The 15319-nt window shown below is 41.6% G+C and carries 10 protein-coding genes; 5 read left to right on the forward strand and 5 right to left on the reverse strand.

Going from position 1 to position 15319, the window contains the following annotated elements; all coding sequences use genetic code 11:
- Positions 1–3 precede the first annotated feature (3 nt).
- Genes DUW71_RS06655 through DUW71_RS06675 form a run of 5 tightly spaced genes read right to left on the reverse strand, consistent with a single transcriptional unit; the run spans position 4 to position 8622 of the window.
- Positions 4–3294 carry a type I restriction endonuclease subunit R gene (locus DUW71_RS06655; protein WP_119394469.1) on the reverse strand — a complete coding sequence of 1097 codons (3291 nt, stop codon included), beginning with the start codon at positions 3292–3294 and terminating at the stop codon, positions 4–6.
- A gap of 1 nt (position 3295) precedes the next feature.
- Positions 3296–5194 (reverse strand): hypothetical protein, encoded by a 1899-nt coding sequence (locus DUW71_RS06660; RefSeq protein ID WP_119394470.1) that lies wholly within the window; start codon positions 5192–5194, stop codon positions 3296–3298.
- The gene (locus tag DUW71_RS06665) at positions 5194–6456 is read right to left on the reverse strand and encodes a restriction endonuclease subunit S (RefSeq protein WP_119394471.1); all 1263 of its coding nucleotides are present in this window, start codon (positions 6454–6456) and stop codon (positions 5194–5196) included. Before DUW71_RS06665 ends, DUW71_RS06660 begins: the two co-directional genes overlap by 1 nt.
- Positions 6446–7966, reverse strand: coding sequence for a type I restriction-modification system subunit M (locus DUW71_RS06670; protein WP_119394472.1), 1521 nt, complete (start codon positions 7964–7966; stop codon positions 6446–6448). The genes DUW71_RS06665 and DUW71_RS06670 overlap by 11 nt, the downstream gene beginning before the upstream one ends.
- Positions 7967–7992: 26 nt before the next feature.
- The gene (locus DUW71_RS06675; RefSeq protein ID WP_119394473.1) at positions 7993–8622 is read right to left on the reverse strand and encodes a restriction endonuclease subunit S; all 630 of its coding nucleotides are present in this window, start codon (positions 8620–8622) and stop codon (positions 7993–7995) included.
- Positions 8623–8854: 232 nt separating this feature from the next.
- Here DUW71_RS06675 and DUW71_RS06680 point away from each other — a divergent pair, with 232 nt between their 5' ends.
- Genes DUW71_RS06680 through DUW71_RS17790 form a run of 5 tightly spaced genes read left to right on the forward strand, consistent with a single transcriptional unit; the run spans position 8855 to position 15217 of the window.
- Positions 8855–10231 carry a tyrosine-type recombinase/integrase gene (locus DUW71_RS06680; RefSeq protein ID WP_119394474.1) on the forward strand — a complete coding sequence of 459 codons (1377 nt, stop codon included), beginning with the start codon at positions 8855–8857 and terminating at the stop codon, positions 10229–10231.
- Positions 10224–12161, forward strand: coding sequence for a hypothetical protein (locus DUW71_RS06685; RefSeq protein ID WP_119394475.1), 1938 nt, complete (start codon positions 10224–10226; stop codon positions 12159–12161). The genes DUW71_RS06680 and DUW71_RS06685 overlap by 8 nt, the downstream gene beginning before the upstream one ends.
- A gap of 10 nt (positions 12162–12171) precedes the next feature.
- Positions 12172–14160: a site-specific integrase gene (locus DUW71_RS06690; RefSeq protein WP_119394476.1), complete on the forward strand. Its 1989-nt coding sequence runs from the start codon at positions 12172–12174 to the stop codon at positions 14158–14160.
- The gene (locus DUW71_RS06695) at positions 14160–14552 is read left to right on the forward strand and encodes a hypothetical protein (protein WP_119394477.1); all 393 of its coding nucleotides are present in this window, start codon (positions 14160–14162) and stop codon (positions 14550–14552) included. The genes DUW71_RS06690 and DUW71_RS06695 overlap by 1 nt, the downstream gene beginning before the upstream one ends.
- A 32-nt stretch (positions 14553–14584) precedes the next feature.
- The gene (locus DUW71_RS17790) at positions 14585–15217 is read left to right on the forward strand and encodes an HNH endonuclease (RefSeq protein ID WP_119394478.1); all 633 of its coding nucleotides are present in this window, start codon (positions 14585–14587) and stop codon (positions 15215–15217) included.
- Positions 15218–15319 lie beyond the last annotated feature (102 nt).

The following is a 15319-nucleotide window of genomic DNA, read 5'->3' on the forward strand; positions in this document are numbered from 1 at the left end:
TCTTTAGCCCCTTGCTAAGCCTAAGCGAGTAATCTTAAGCACTTCTTCAATCAGCTTTTGAGCGTTTTCAAGGCCAAGATCAGCAAATAACAGCGGCAACAGCTTCATGTGTATGGCGTTTTCAATCTCCGCAGGATTGATTGAATACTCAGCAACAGCGGTATTCACTACATCATCAATGCTAAACGCCAACGCTACGAGTTTATCGTTATCTAAGGCTTTGTCATGCAAGAATTCAGCGTCAAATAAGTGCTTAAACAAACCAAAGTAGGCTTGTGCATGTTTATTTAACTTGCCGGAGTCATCTACAAAGTCATTGGGAACATCAGCGACTTTGCGCTCTTTTACTTCCTGTTCAAAATCAGCAAAAAGGATGTATTGCTTAACTGGCGCATCGAACATCGCTTTGGCATCTTCAATCGCCTTTTTAAGCATTTTAGAAAAATACTCTTGAGCATAAGGATCATCAGCTAAGTCTTGCTCAATCATCTTAGTTATTCGACCTGTAATTTTATCGGTCTGGTTACGAGCTTCGTCATCGCTCATATCCTGTGGCTTAACGTCTTTTCCTAAATTACCGACCAAATAGGCACCGTCAGGCTCTTTAACTTCAATACCAGCAATATGCTTGTCTAGGAGGCTACGAATATCTTCTGCGTATTCATCATAATTAATGGTTTCGTCAGCATCTTCACGAACTTGTTTACGCAAATCGACAAAGGCTTTTAGGTCACGTTTGTACAAGTCACGCTTATTATCAAAAGATTTATCTTCAAAGTAAGTTGCCGATTGCAGCGCTACTTTCATACAGTTTGAAAATACGGTCAGTACCGAATAAAAGTCATCACGCTTTTTAAGATTTGTATCAACAAGCTTACCATCGACATCTTGCACCTTTGGCGCTAACGCTTGACGAAGTGCTGGGCCATCTTGCTTGTTTTTAACCCCATCAAATATCGCCCATAAATCGCTATGCAGCCCCGGAAGCTTTTTGTATTCCGTATCCATGCGGTTATACAAACCTTTCAGATCGTCAATATCAAAGCCGCCTTGGGTACGCTCAGCAAGGTCTTGGTACTTCTCAATGGTGGTATCAAGCTCTTTTAAAATGCCTCGGTAATCGATTAAGTAACCAAACTGCTTTTTGCTATGCAATCGGTTAACACGGGCAATTGCTTGGATAAGGTTGTGCTCTTTAAGGGGCTTATCGATGTAAAGCACTGTGTTCTTTGGTTCGTCAAAGCCTGTCAGAAGCTTATCAACAACGATCATGATGTCTGGGCCATCATCTCTACCAAAGTCTTCAATAATGGCTTTGGTGTAGGCTTTTTCGTCCATTTTATTAACGTTAGCCTTCCACCAGTTTTGCACAATGTCCTTACTTTCTTGATCAACCGCTTCGTGACCCTCACGAGTATCTGGAGCCGACATCGCCACAACCGATGTCACCGTGCCTATTTTATCCAATGCCTTCTTATAACGAATTGCAGAGGCTTTAGAATCGCAAGCCAATTGGCCTTTTAAGCCTTGCTGTTTAAAGTTTTGGAAGTGGTCAGCAATATCATATGCGATTAATTCAATTCGACCTTCAGTTTGGTAGATCTGACCTTTCTGAGAAAACTTCTTCTTCAGATCGGTTTTTTGCTTATCGGTTAGTTTGCTGGTGCTGCGTTCAAACCATGCATCAATGGCTTTGTCATTAACGTTCAGCTCTGGAATACGCTCTTCATACAAAAGAGGTGTTACGGTTTTATCTTCGACAGCCTGCTGCATGGTGTAAGAGTGGATGATCTTACCGAATTTGTTTTCAGTCTTATCGTCTTTTAACAGTGGCGTACCCGTAAAGGCAATATAGGCCGCTTTAGGCAGCGTCTGCTGCATACGGATATTATTTTCACCGTTTTGACTACGGTGGCCTTCATCCACAAGTACAATAATGTTTGGGCTATCGTTGTAGCATTCTTTGTACTTAATCGCTGAGCCAAATTTGTTGATGATCGAGAAGATAACTCGTTCATTCCCTTTACCGATTTGTTCAGCTAAACGCTTACCTGTAGTCGCCATTGCATCTTTTTTATCTCGGTCAGTTAATACACCGCCTGATGCAAAGGTTCTGCTTAGTTGATCTTCTAAGTCCACTCGGTCTGTCACTATGATCACTCGGCATTGCGCAAGCTCTTCAAGCCATATAAGCGCTTTTGACAAAAACACCATCGTAAATGACTTACCACTGCCTGTGGTGTGCCAAATAACACCACCTTCACGAGCACCTGAATCATCAAACGTGTTAATTCGCTCAATAAGAGCTTTTATGCCAAATACCTGTTGGTATCGAGCGACAATCTTACCTGCTTTTTTATCAAACAAGGTAAACAGGCGACTCATATCCAATAGGCGCTCAGGGCGAAGCAAGCTGACTATAAGCCTATCTTGGTCGGTAACAGTTAAGTCTCCTGCTGCGACCAATGAAAGGTAGTCATTTTTCGCTTTGGCAGGACGATGATTAAACAGCCCATTTAATTGTTCATCGCTCAGTTTATGATTTTTTAGCCTGACAAATTCAGCTTCAGGGATTTGTTCTTCCTTCCACTTCGCCCAGAACTTTTCAGGGGTGCCGCATGTCGCATATAAACCTTCATGCCCATTTACTGCTAATAGTAATTGGCTATAGGCATACAAGTGAGGGATTTCAGCCTGTCCTTGATTCCGAATATGCTGAGAAATCGCCTCAGCGTTGGTCGATTTACCTTCTTTGTTTGAATCTGGGCGTTTCGCCTCAATCACTACTAATGGCAAGCCATTCACAAAACACACAATATCTGGAATTCGATTGCCAGTGCCTTCGGCATTTTGAACCACTAATTCTTCGGTAAAATGGAATTGGTTATTATCAATATTGTGCCAATCAATGAGTTTAATGGTGGGGGAGGCTTTTTTTCCGTCTATAAATTCGGTAACGCTAACACCATACATAAGCGCATTGTAGATTTTCTCATTAGCCGCTTTTAACCCTAAGTTCATGGCAGGGTTTAGCTCATGCATTACCTTATCAATTGCGGCCTCTGATAATGTATGTTGCTTACCCGCAAACGAGAACGTTTGCTTTGCTAAAAAAGCACGCATTACAGGGAGTAAAATAACCTTATGTGTGCTTTTCTTTTCGCTAACTAGAGAGTTTCCACGCAGCGCTTCGCATTCACTTGGTGGAATAAAGGTGTAACCTAGATTCGTTAACAGCGTAAGAGCTGGCAATTTAGCGCTGAATTCTTCTTGGAAGTTTAAGTGGTTATTCACATTACTCTCCCTGTAACAATTTAAAAGTTTTTTGATGTATAAAGCTTTTACAAGAACGGTAAATTGTCAGTAAATTAATCCCAAAGAAACTACCCAACATATTGAGTACAAATACGATCAGTATCGCTGATGTAGTTATGCTTAATTTTTGATACTCAGGAGAAATGTATTGGGGTAATAACTCCTTTGGCAAAGCTAATAACGCTACCCAAAGTACCACCCCTGCAAGAGAGAGGGATAATAGTATTGAAGGTATAAATGAAACTACATTTGCTATTTTTCCATGTCTCAACTTCGTTGCTTCAAGTTTAGAATCTTTCCCGTCAATGTCGCTTTGAAGCTTAGATATTTCTAGCTCTTTTTCTTCAATGTGTTTCTTCTTTATAGCCTCAACAATGTCAAAAACATCTTCATCTGAAAAATTCTCGCCCACATCGACAGAGACATCGTGAACCATACCAAGTAGATCTGAATCCCATCTCACTTGAATTAGGTCTGCCTCGGTAATTTTTTTACTTTTCTCTAATTGCTCAAGTTTGGCTATAAAACTTTTCCAGAATTTATCATTGGTATAAAGCAAACCGTAAGCAGATGAGATGATTTGTTCCATTGGAAGGTTGCCAAATAGCTCAGGCTTCTTCAGCCAGAACATTGCTGTCATCCATTGTTCAGAAACAATTAAAGGAATGGCTTTTTTGGGTATTTCTTCTTCAAAAAATTTATTAGCTGTTGTTACTAGCCCTGTATTTGGAGTTACAAACACTGAGAATGACTGATCCAAATCAGAAATCAGTTTCCCCTCACGTATATTGTAGATGCGTGAAATACACACTGTATCATGCTCTAAATTTTTCGATTCTTTGAAATTTGTTGATATAGCTTTTTCAAGTGCAATCTCGTCACACTGAAATTGTCGCTTAGGTTTAAAACCGTACCTTATAGCTATCTCCATATGTTCTAACGAAGATTTGAGTAGCTTTATTTCTGTGTCTAATCTAGCTGAGTCATACCCCAAGTGGCGCAGAAGCTCTAATGTTTTGATATTGAATCGCTTATAGTTTTTTCGAGCAAGATCATCTTTCCAAGCTGAAAGCAACTGCTCCGTTTCATCTAAAGTTTTATCAAATACACAAAGGTTAATACCAACATTTTTAAGCAGAGTAACAAATTCTTTTAAAGAGTTTTGCTTTTGCAATCCGCTAAAGCCTAAAAGACCCACGACAATTGGAGTATCAAGGTATACTGTTAAACTTTGATAATTACTTTTAGTCCCTATCTTGTCTGCAAAACATAAGTAGTTTGCCAGTAACATGCCTTTCACGATTCGTGAAAAATGATCTAATGAAGACGTTTTGTTTTTATGAATATGACTTATGAAAGATGCGGTAACATGATCCGTGTTCTTTAACTTTTCTTTAAGTTCATTTTTTTCGAAAGCTTTCGCATCTGAAACACTAGCTATGTTTTTATAAATGAACTGTTCAATTAAAATATCGCACTCGTTTGGCGATAATTCCTTATCGAATTTGTTTTTTGCGAATTCGATAAAATCTTTTCGCAATAATTCCAACGATACCGCTATATCTTCTTTCTTTTCGTGATAACCATTCTTCCACTGGTTAACCTTCTCAATATTTGGAATAAAGACATGATTTTCTCGATGAAGTAGTCCTCTTTTTTTAGCTCGCGTTATAAAAACTTTTATCGCTGAGATTGGAGGTTTAAAACCAAAGGATTTTGCCAGCTCATCTTGAAGAATTTCAGGAGTAATCTCCAATTTACCCAGATCAGACAAAGTGACCGCAATAAATGGCAAAAATAAATCTATTTCATCTGAAATTTCATTTGCTTTTAAAGACTCTAATAGTGCTAACTGTACTAAAGGACTACTAATTTCCATTATGCAACACACTCCTTACTGTTGATTTTTACCCTACGTTTGCCTGTTAACAACTGCTGCATTAGTGCTTTTTTCTCTTGTTTGAGATCTGCTAATTGTTGCTCTAGTTGGGCTAAAGATTCATCAGCATTGTTCAGAACTTTCGCAATTTTTTTCTGTTCATCATAACAAGGTATATAAACTTTAAGACCTGATACATCAGAAGAGTTGATTGCTGGATAATTTGAGCCAACTACTAGAGCATTTATTTGACCTGTTATATGGCAACTAAATAGATAGTGATATAGATAATCACCAGAAACGTCTTTCTTTGGAGTTAGAACTGAAAAGCCAGTGGAAGCAATCATTCCATCATGTTCAGCCTTTACTTTTGCAAAGCCTTTTAAGTTCGGTCTTACCGTAGCTAATAAGATATCTCCACAGTTCACTTTTCTTCTTGCTCGTGAAGGTGATGAAGCAAAAAAGTGTTTTTCTAAATTACCAGCGATCTTTCCTGTTTCAACGTCTGATAGCGATATGTAACTAAATTCAAAGTCTTCAGGTGTCTTTTTACCCAGCGAGCTTTTATCGATTGTGGCAAGCTCACTTAGATTTACTCGGTCAAATTCACCCTCAAACGGTTTACCTGATTCATCAAGTAGGCGCTTTTTCCCAGTGAGCAGTTGTTGCATTAAGGCTTTTTTCTGCTGTTTGCTGTTGTTGATTAGGCGCTCGGTGCTGCTAATCGCTTTATCCCAAGTGGATAAGATTTTGGCGATTTTTCGTTGTTCATCATACGGAGGAAGAAGAAACTTATAAGAAAAGAGTTCAGCCAAAGTAATCGAAACTTGGTTAGCGTTTCCTCTTACAAGAGTCGAAATAAAATAAATAAATCGGCTCTTTGTTAACATTGAAAACAGATAGTCATTTGTTATGACATTTGGCTTTGGACTAACTTTGACTAAATTCTGATTTAGTAACGCTCCATTGTCTTGCTTTCGCAATTTAACAGCTTTCCCTACCATAGAGTCTAATAGGTGTGGTCTCGATCCTACAGTCGATAGGATAATGTCGTCTTCTCTTAATTTATAATTAGCCAAAGATTCAGATGCATCTTCAGCTAGATAAACAGGGGACTTATCATGAATACTATTTCTGGAAGTGTCAGAAATACGGATTATTCTAATGCCATCTTTTTTGTATGATTCTGATTTAAATGCATAACCTTTTTGATGCTTAATCACATCACCAAGCTTTGTTTCATTCCATCCATTAGGCACCATAACCCAACTCCTTTAAGTAGCCTTCCATTTCCGTTTCAAGGGTTTGCAGTTCATTTTTAAGTTGAACACGTTCAGTGCGTACTGCTACTAAATCAATCTCTGCCTCTTCTTCAAAAGTATCAACGTAACGAGGAATGTTTAGGTTAAAGTCGTTTTCTTTAATTTCATCAAAACTGGCTAGGTAGGCGTATTTATCAACGCTTTCACGAGCCTTGTAGGTGTCGATGATTTTTTGAATATTTTCGTCAGTTAGCTGATTTTGGTTTTTGCCTGATTTGAACTCACGGCTGGCATCAATAAACAATACACTGTTGTCTGTTTTGTGCTTTTTAAATATCAAAATGGCGGCTGGAATACCTGTACCAAAAAATAACTTTTCTGGCAGGCCAATTACGGTATCTAGCAAGTTTTCTTCAATCAGTTGTTGGCGGATTTTGCCTTCACTCGATGCCCTAAATAACACACCATGTGGCACAACCACTCCCATTCTGCCTGTTTCAGGTTTTAACGTTTCAATCATGTGGCTGATAAACGCATAGTCGCCTTTGGTTTTTGGTGGAATACCTCTTCTAAAGCGCCCATAAGGGTCGTTACTGGCATCATCATGGCCCCACTTATCTAATGAAAATGGCGGATTTGCCGTTACTACATCAAAGTGCAGTAAGCCGTTACCGTCTTTCTCTTTTAGTAGTGGATTACGAATGGTGTCGCCCCATTCAATACGATGGTTATCTTCACCATGAAGGAACATGTTCATTTTGGCGAGTGCCCATGTTGAACCTATCGCTTCTTGCCCAAATAAGGCGTATTTTTTAGAGCCAGAGTTTTTACGAACCATAGCGCCACATTTAAGAAGCAATGAGCCACTCCCTGTACATGGATCACAGATTTGGTCGCCTTCAACAGGCTCTAAAAGCGTTGCTAAAAGGGTCGAAACTTCTGGCGGGGTATAGTATTCGCCAGCGGTAGCACCACTGCCTGCCGCAAAGTGTTTAATAAGATATTCATAGGCATTACCGATGATATCTAAACTGCCCACACGCTCTGAGCTTAAATCTAAAATATCTTTGCCAAAGTCTTCTAACAAGTGACGAAGTAAGTCGTTCTTTTGCTTTTCTTGACCTAGGCGATCTGTGTTAAAGCTGATGTCTTGGAATACGTTTTTAAGCTTGCTGCCGTTGGCTTCTTCAATAGCGTGAAGGGCTTTATCGATGCGCTCACCATTACCTGCTTCATAGCGCTTTTCATATAAGTCCCAAAAGCTAGCACCTTCTGGTAATACAAAACGCTGCTTAGACATCATGGCGTGTATAAGCTCTGGGTTATCACCATACTGAGTAACTAGTTTGTTGTATTCATCTTTATAGACATCAGAGATGTACTTTAAGAACAGCATGGTCAGGATGAAGTCTTTATAGGTATCGGCACTGATCACACCACGGAAGGTGTCACAAGCGGCCCATACCGCCTTATTGATATCATCCTGATTGACTTGGTTGGTTGTGGTCATATTTTTTAAGTCCTTATTATTAATTCTTAATCTGTTTCGTTATAGCCAATGCTTGCAAGTGCATGAATAGCAATGGCTTCTATTTGTTGCTGTCTATTTTCAATAAGCTTTTGTAATACTTTTTGCTCTCTAACTGCACAGCGGTGCATTGCAGCGAGTTGTTTTTGCTTCTCAAAATTAAGTACCTTAATGGGTACATTCTCCAGCACTTGCCTGCGAATACTTAGGTACATTGAACCCTCAGCAGTCGCTTTGAAATAACGCTGTGCAGGTTGTTGGTTGAGTTGCCAGCACAAGAAATCGGGCACGATCACATCTTTAAACTCAGGCTTTAAACGCACCAAAAAAAAGTGTGGTGAGCAGACTGTGCGCTCTAAAACCTGTTCTACTAATACGCTGTAATGTTTTGCCCCTTTAGCGACAAATAACACATCGCCATTTTGTAACCAGTCGGGTTGCTTTTTCGTCTTTAATACAGTTTCAACCATAGTGTATTGGTTGATTTCACCCGTTGGCTCGGTATCCCTCACCTGAACAACATTTACATCACCATTGTCGTATTGCTTCACCGTGCCACGAAAAGGGTGGCCTAAGCGGATATCGGCAATATCACTCAGACGCAGCTCTTCAGTCGCTTGGCGCATTTTTGCGTTCATGAACGTTAAACCCTGGTTGTGTTCAGCAACCCGATTTCTCTAGAAAGTAAATAAACGCCGATGGGGTGTGGCCAACGGGCGTTACAAAATCGGAATCAATTCAATGAAGATTATTGTGGCTGACATTGCTGGCTAGGTCAATTTAATTTGCAGTAATCAAATACTGCAGTATGTTGTTGACATGTGAAACAACTAGTCCTATATTGTGCAGTATTGTAATGGAGCATTTGTTTTGAGTGGCAATTATCCCAAAGTTGTAAAACAAACTGCAAATTTAGGCAGTCTGCCTTACGTATCGAACGTTGATGAGGAAGGCCTACGCACTGTCGCATTTCATGAAGATCACATTGTTGAGCGCTTCCCTAGAGTGTTATCGCTGGTTCGAATTCAGGACGCTCTCGAAATCAATTTATTCTTAGAGCACAGATATAAAGGGCTGTTTATGCCTCCTAAGCGTGCCAATCAAACAAACAACCTTGGCGGGGTAAGTGTGTTGACTCTTAGCTCAACGGCCTATTCATTAAGTATCTTCCTGTCATGGCTTGAAGAAAACAATGTAGCGTGGCAAGAAGTGATTGCTATTGCCCCTTCAGAAAAAGCCAAATATTGGCTCCCTGTGTACCGTTTTCGCAAACACTTAATTGATCGAGTGGCCGCCAAAGAGATCGATCGTGACACTGCCAATCTTTATATGAACCATATTCGCCAATTTTACGAGTGGGCGCTCAAGCAGCGCCGCATCGATAAAACTCCTTTCCAATACAAAACTCAAGTTATTAAAAAGAGGCGCAAAGATGGGGATGTTGATTTCCTATTTAGTGGTCAGTTTGCTCAAGAGCGTGGTATCACGGTAACAACCACCGACTTGCTCATACCTAAGAAGTACAAACAGAAGACTTTTAACCAGAATGAATTAGCGCCCTATAGCCGTAAGGAATTGGAACTGCTTTACGCAAGCAAGGAACTAACCAAACCAGCATCAAGGTTGTGGGTAGAATTGGCGCTCCAATGCGGGTTAAGAGCCGATGAGGTAGCGACATTTCCAGCTTCGGCAGTCAAAGACCCTGCGTTTATCACTGACAAAATCTTTTACGTTGAAATCACAGGCAAGCTGAGTAAGACCAGAAAGGTCATGGTTTCGAGTGCGCTTATGGCGAGTTTATGGGGCTATGTAAACTCGACTGAGCGGCAGCGTCGATTAGGTAAATGGCAACTAGAGCATGGTGACAGTGAAGCGGCACCGCTTTTTATTAACCGCTCAGGCAAGCCAATCGTCTCCAAATCAGTCAGCAATGTGATTTCTAAAGTCCGAGCAGTGTTAACAGATAGGTCACTAGAGCGAGACTTTCACGATTTACGCTCTACCTTTGCCACGAACCTTGCCAAGTTCATGCTTAAGCAAAACCTGCCGATTGGCTTTATTCAATACAAGCTAATGCAATTGCTAGGGCACAGTGATTTTGCAACCACGCAAAAGTACATCAACTTTGCGCGTTCAGAAACCTTTGATAAGCAGATGTCGAGTTGGGTCGATAAGCTGTTTGGTGAACATTTACCTTGCCTACACAGTGATTTACTAGCAATACAGCAAGGTGGCGAGCATGAGTAAGGTTACGCTTGAACTGCCTGTTGGTAATACCAACATCACGGACTTATTCGAATTTTCACCTGCTTTAGTGGAGGACTTGAAGCAAATCTTGGCCAGTGAACGATATCAAGGAGAGAAAGGCCATAATCTACGCTCAATGTCTGCGCGATTTCGTGTGGTATTAACAGCTTGCCGATTTATTATTGCTAATGACGCCGATGCAGAATTACTTAAACAAGGTTTTAGTGGCTTAGTTAGGGATCGCTATGCGTTTTTGAAATCAATCTACCGCAGCAGTATGAGGAAAGAGTTGCGTAATGAATTGGTGTTTGCCATTGGTATTTTCATGGGAAGACCGCTGCTAAAGCATCATTATCTTTTCGATTTGTGGGCATTTTACTTTAAAGAACAAGATGCTTGGCGACACATTGATAGCGCAGATCTAAAAGCGGCTATGCCAAAGATCCATGCTGAGATGACGTCCTTGCTAAGCTGCGAGACTGAGCTGTTGTCGCAAAAAAGCTACAGTATGGAAACGCTCCATACTCGCTTTTCAAAAACCAAGCGATTGTTACTAGAGCGCTTAGCCCCACAGTTTAAAGATGAATTGGAGGAGTATGGCTTACAAGCGTTAAGTGTCGATAACAATCGCATCCAAAAATCACTGTTTCAAGCTATTCAAAGTGATGTTCAGCAAAAGAGTATCTCGCTCCGAACGGGTACAAGTTACTTTGAAGTCATACGCTGGTTAATGGAAGTGACAGGACAAGAGGTTGTCGATGCCTATCGAATATCGATGCAACGCTACCAAACTCATGCCAAGCGAGAATCACTAGAAAAGACCTACAGTGATGAAGAGTTAACAGAGTTGGTTTTCCACGTAGAGAAAGCCATTGAACAAGCGAAAGAAAGCAAGCCGTTAATCGCTCTGTACTTTGCCAAAATCCAACTTAAAACTTGTTGGAACACTGCGCCAATGTGTGCAATTGAACTCTCTGATATCAAAGAGATTGAATTACCCACGTCCAAAAAGACGATGGCGATCATGCTGCAAAAAGCGCGTAAAGGCTACGACATTGATACTTATCAGCTTGATGGTCGCACGGTGAAAAGCGTGATGCAGGACTTGTTGCAAGTTAAAGTGCTCACTAAACAGTACCGAGAGGCTCTCTCGCCATTTCAATCACTTCTGTTTGTTTATGAAGAGTACGGAGAGATCGGCTGCGTTAAAGGCACTAATGCCACATCATATATAAACAACCTACTGGAACAGCAAGGTTGCCGCGTGCGATACAACTCTCAGCGTATTCGTAAATCAGGTGCAAACCACATCTACCGTGAAGTGGCGAAAGATTTGCGCAAATACAAGCAGCGGATGCGCCATTCCTATTCGACATTTATTCAGCACTACAAGCAAGTGGAAGAAGCCGATACTCAAACCAATCTCGGCGATGCAGTGCAAACCATGCAGAGCTACTTTACGGGGCGTGAGATCAGCTCTGACATCATTATTATCGACAAAGATGATACCGATCTACAGCAGACGCCAACGGGGTTATGTGCCTCTAAAGGCAATGACACAGAAGCGCTGCAATACCACAAAGAGCATCGACTGTTACATAAAGACAATGGCCGTGAGGCGACATGGTGCAGTGACTATCTAGCCTGTATTTGGTGCAAGTATTTTCGAACTGTCGCAGACCCAGAGCATGTGTGGCAGCTTCTGAGTTATCGGGACTATGTCTTGGCGGATATGAGGGCGAGTGTGTCCAATCTAGAGGGCAACGAGCAACAAATGGAAGCGATAGAGGTTCTGAAAAGTCGAGTGGATGACATTTTGGCTCAATTAAGCTCCCGAAGCCCTCAAGCAGTGAAGCAAGCAGAAGAGATGCAGCAAAATCAGGGTATGCATCCATTCTGGTCATTTGCTATTTCAACAGTCACGGTATAGGTGATGGCGTATGGTTCATGGTGTATTAGAAGCAGTTTTAAATGTCGATGGTGCTATTCGATTACAGCCTTATTCGGAAGAAACATACCAAGATTTAGCCTCCACGGTATTGTGGCAAGCTCATCGAAATACGGGAGTGATGATAAGCCGTTTCAGTGATGATTCTTGGCTACGAGGGGGCGAAAAGTCATCCATCACCTTCCACCAAGCAGATGAAGAATTGGGGTATGAACTGAGAGCGATGACGTTAGGTATGCTTACACATGGTGCGGGTGAAGGTATGCAGCCTGCCAAATGGGGAACAACCAAACGAATTATTCGTTGCAGTAAACGTTTTGGTCTTTGGTTGCAGGCGCAAAACATTCGGTCTTTACACCAGTTAGATGTATTGCCGTTGTTGAGGTTAAGGCATCTTATAGGTAAGTTTTTGACGGATAATAACGCATCAAAGCATGTTCACATCGCGCAGGAAATATCGAGTGCACTGTACTGGTGGCAACAATACGGCATTATTAAGTCAGCCAAACATGTGGACTTGTTTACTGAATTGCTCAGTCCACTGATTGCGCTCAAATCCTCTTTACGGCAGAAGCATGCGGTGATCCCAACTCGAATAATGAAATTGATGTTGAAGGAGTGCGAAGAGCAACTTGAGCTTGCGGAGAGGCACTTTGACCAATGGCGAGTCATCCAACTGGGCTTGAATAACCGTATTGCAGGGCTTAGTCCTGGCCACTTTAATCGTGACACCTTTATTGATGCCTTAAGTGAAACTGAAGCAGAAGATCTAAATCATTTACATACGTATTTTGAACGTATCAGGCGCTTTGTTTTTGTGCTTGTCATGGCCTATTCAGGGATGAGGCACAGTGAAGCCATGGCGCTGGACGATGATGCAGCATTTAGCCGTGATGGTATTTATTACTTACGTTCAGAATTGTCAAAAACAACAGATGGCAGCCAAGCGTTAGAATGGGTAGTCAGTGAACAAGCATATCGAGGGGTTGACTTACTTGGCAAGATGAACGCGATTTATCGTGAACGAGCCAAGCAACTTATTCAATACTATTCGAATTCACTGCCTGAAAAGCGAGTGCTTGACCTTAAATTTGGAGCCAAAGACAACAAACTATTTCGAGTGAAGCACACTAAGCAGTCGGCATGGTTTAGTAATCAATCCAAGGCAACGAAGAACGGTTTCAATAACGTGAATACCTTGTTCAGCATCCCTGTGACTCAAGCGGATATTAAGCAGTTGGAAACGTTGGGGTGTAATGTTCGATCTGTCTCTGCAACGAGTAAAAACTTCCGCTTACCTTACCAAGTCGGCATCCCGTTTAATTTTACCTCTCACCAATTTCGACATACGTTCGCTTGGTTTATTGTGGCTAATCGTTTGGGTGATCTTGATGACATCAAGTACCAATATAAGCACTTAGAAAGCAGTATGACGCTGGTTTATAGTCATCGCGGTTACGACTCTATGGCGGAGCTGGTACGCCTCACCGAAAGCTTTGAAGCCTATTTAACCGAGCAAGCTATGACTGATATGGTTAGTGCAGCCGAGCAAGGTCATTTGGCTGGCCGAGGCGGACAGATGTTTGTCGAGAGACTAAAGCAGGCGCTTGGTGATGACTTTGAAAGTGGCTCTTCACCGCATTTCGCCAATATGCAAGAACTACTAGCCTATACCGCCAAGCACTCGTCCAATTTCAGAGGGCTTTCTCATGGATACTGTACCAAAGGCACTGGCTGCAAAGTTCGTAACGCGGCTGATCCAAGCCATTGCATCAACTGTGACTCTTATATCGCAACACCGAAACATTTACCTCATTGGTTAGTGATAAAGCAACGCTGTGAACAACAATTAACGGCGTTTGAGCGATTCCCCGAAGAAATGCAACCAAGGTTTGCGTCGTTTAAGGGCGCACTAACCGATAACTTACATGCGGCTAATCGAATCATTGAACAACTGCAAATCAACGTTAAGGAAGCCTAATGGAAACTGAAACAAGAGAGCAACTTGAAGCCATTGTGACCGAGATGATTGCAACAGGCGAAAAGATAAATGTGAGCCGAGTAGCAGCAAAGGCAGGTGTTTCTAATGCTCTGATTTATAATCGTTATCCTGAATTAAAGGTGCGTATTCAGGCTGCCAAAGAGACACAGCAAAGCCGAAAGGAACAGATTGAAGCCACTACTGAGGTTGAGAGGCTGAAGTCTAAGCTCGATAAGGCAAAGCAAAAGCAAAATGAAGCTCAGCGTATGGCGTGCTCGTACCAAAAGCAAAACGAGCAGCTTTGGGAGCACATCCAGCAGGTTTATTCGATGTATGACCAAGTGCTTGCTGAGCGAAATGACTTTGCTGAGCGTTTGAAGTTTGTGGGTTAACTTGAAATATAATAGTGACAAGGAGTCGCCATATGATTGAGCAAGAAAGAGAATTTAAGCATTTCCTTGTTCACGAAAAAGAACGCAAGCTGACAACAGGTACAGCGACGAGCTATATCGACTACTTGAACAATATCACCAATCACATTGGCGTTGATATAAACTCAAAGACAGTCGCAACAGAGACCGATGTTCGCAATATTGATAGTCAATTACTAGATACAGATATGCCAGATGGTTCTAGAAGGAATTGTAAGTCTGCGATGAATGCTTACCTACAGTTTTTGGCTTACTCAAAGCACGTGGATATTTTAGTTTATCCTGACGAGATAGAACGTCACTTTGAAGGCTCATCAAAGCAAGTTACGGTTAATAAATTCGAGAGAGATACCAAAGCAAGAAAGGCGTGCATTGAACACTACAAAGCTGCTTGCCGCGTCTGTAATCTCAACTTTGTGGAAGTTTATGGCGATATGGGGCGTGATTTTATTCACGTACATCATATCGTTCCGCTCTCTGAAATTGACGAAGAATACCAAGTAGACCCAATTAAGGACTTAGTGCCTGTTTGCCCCAACTGCCATGCGATGCTCCACCGTAAATCACCACCGTATTCCGTGGAAGAGCTAAAAGCGAAAATACTTCCACCGCTACCATATAAGTAACAAAAACCACGGCGCTCATCCCGTTTTAAGCGTGTATCAAACGATAATTGACTTAAAACTGTTACACCATCTGAGGCCTTATTGGATGTAGGTGTAACAGTT

This window comes from Salinibius halmophilus (assembly GCF_003577475.1).
GTDB classification, from domain to species: domain Bacteria; phylum Pseudomonadota; class Gammaproteobacteria; order Pseudomonadales; family Natronospirillaceae; genus Salinibius; species Salinibius halmophilus.

What these genes read in the sequence shown, in the direction of transcription:
- DUW71_RS06660 (WP_119394470.1), bottom strand. Translation starts at nt 5,194, where the DNA reads ATGGAAATTAGTAGTCCTTTAGTACAGTTAGCACTATTAGAGTCTTTA.
- DUW71_RS06665 (WP_119394471.1), bottom strand. Translation starts at nt 6,456, where the DNA reads ATGGTGCCTAATGGATGGAATGAAACAAAGCTTGGTGATGTGATTAAG.
- DUW71_RS06670 (WP_119394472.1), bottom strand. Translation starts at nt 7,966, where the DNA reads ATGACCACAACCAACCAAGTCAATCAGGATGATATCAATAAGGCGGTA.
- DUW71_RS06675 (WP_119394473.1), bottom strand. Translation starts at nt 8,622, where the DNA reads ATGAACGCAAAAATGCGCCAAGCGACTGAAGAGCTGCGTCTGAGTGAT.
- DUW71_RS06685 (WP_119394475.1), top strand. Translation starts at nt 10,224, where the DNA reads ATGAGTAAGGTTACGCTTGAACTGCCTGTTGGTAATACCAACATCACG.
- DUW71_RS06690 (WP_119394476.1), top strand. Translation starts at nt 12,172, where the DNA reads ATGGTTCATGGTGTATTAGAAGCAGTTTTAAATGTCGATGGTGCTATT.
- DUW71_RS06695 (WP_119394477.1), top strand. Translation starts at nt 14,160, where the DNA reads ATGGAAACTGAAACAAGAGAGCAACTTGAAGCCATTGTGACCGAGATG.
- DUW71_RS17790 (WP_119394478.1), top strand. Translation starts at nt 14,585, where the DNA reads ATGATTGAGCAAGAAAGAGAATTTAAGCATTTCCTTGTTCACGAAAAA.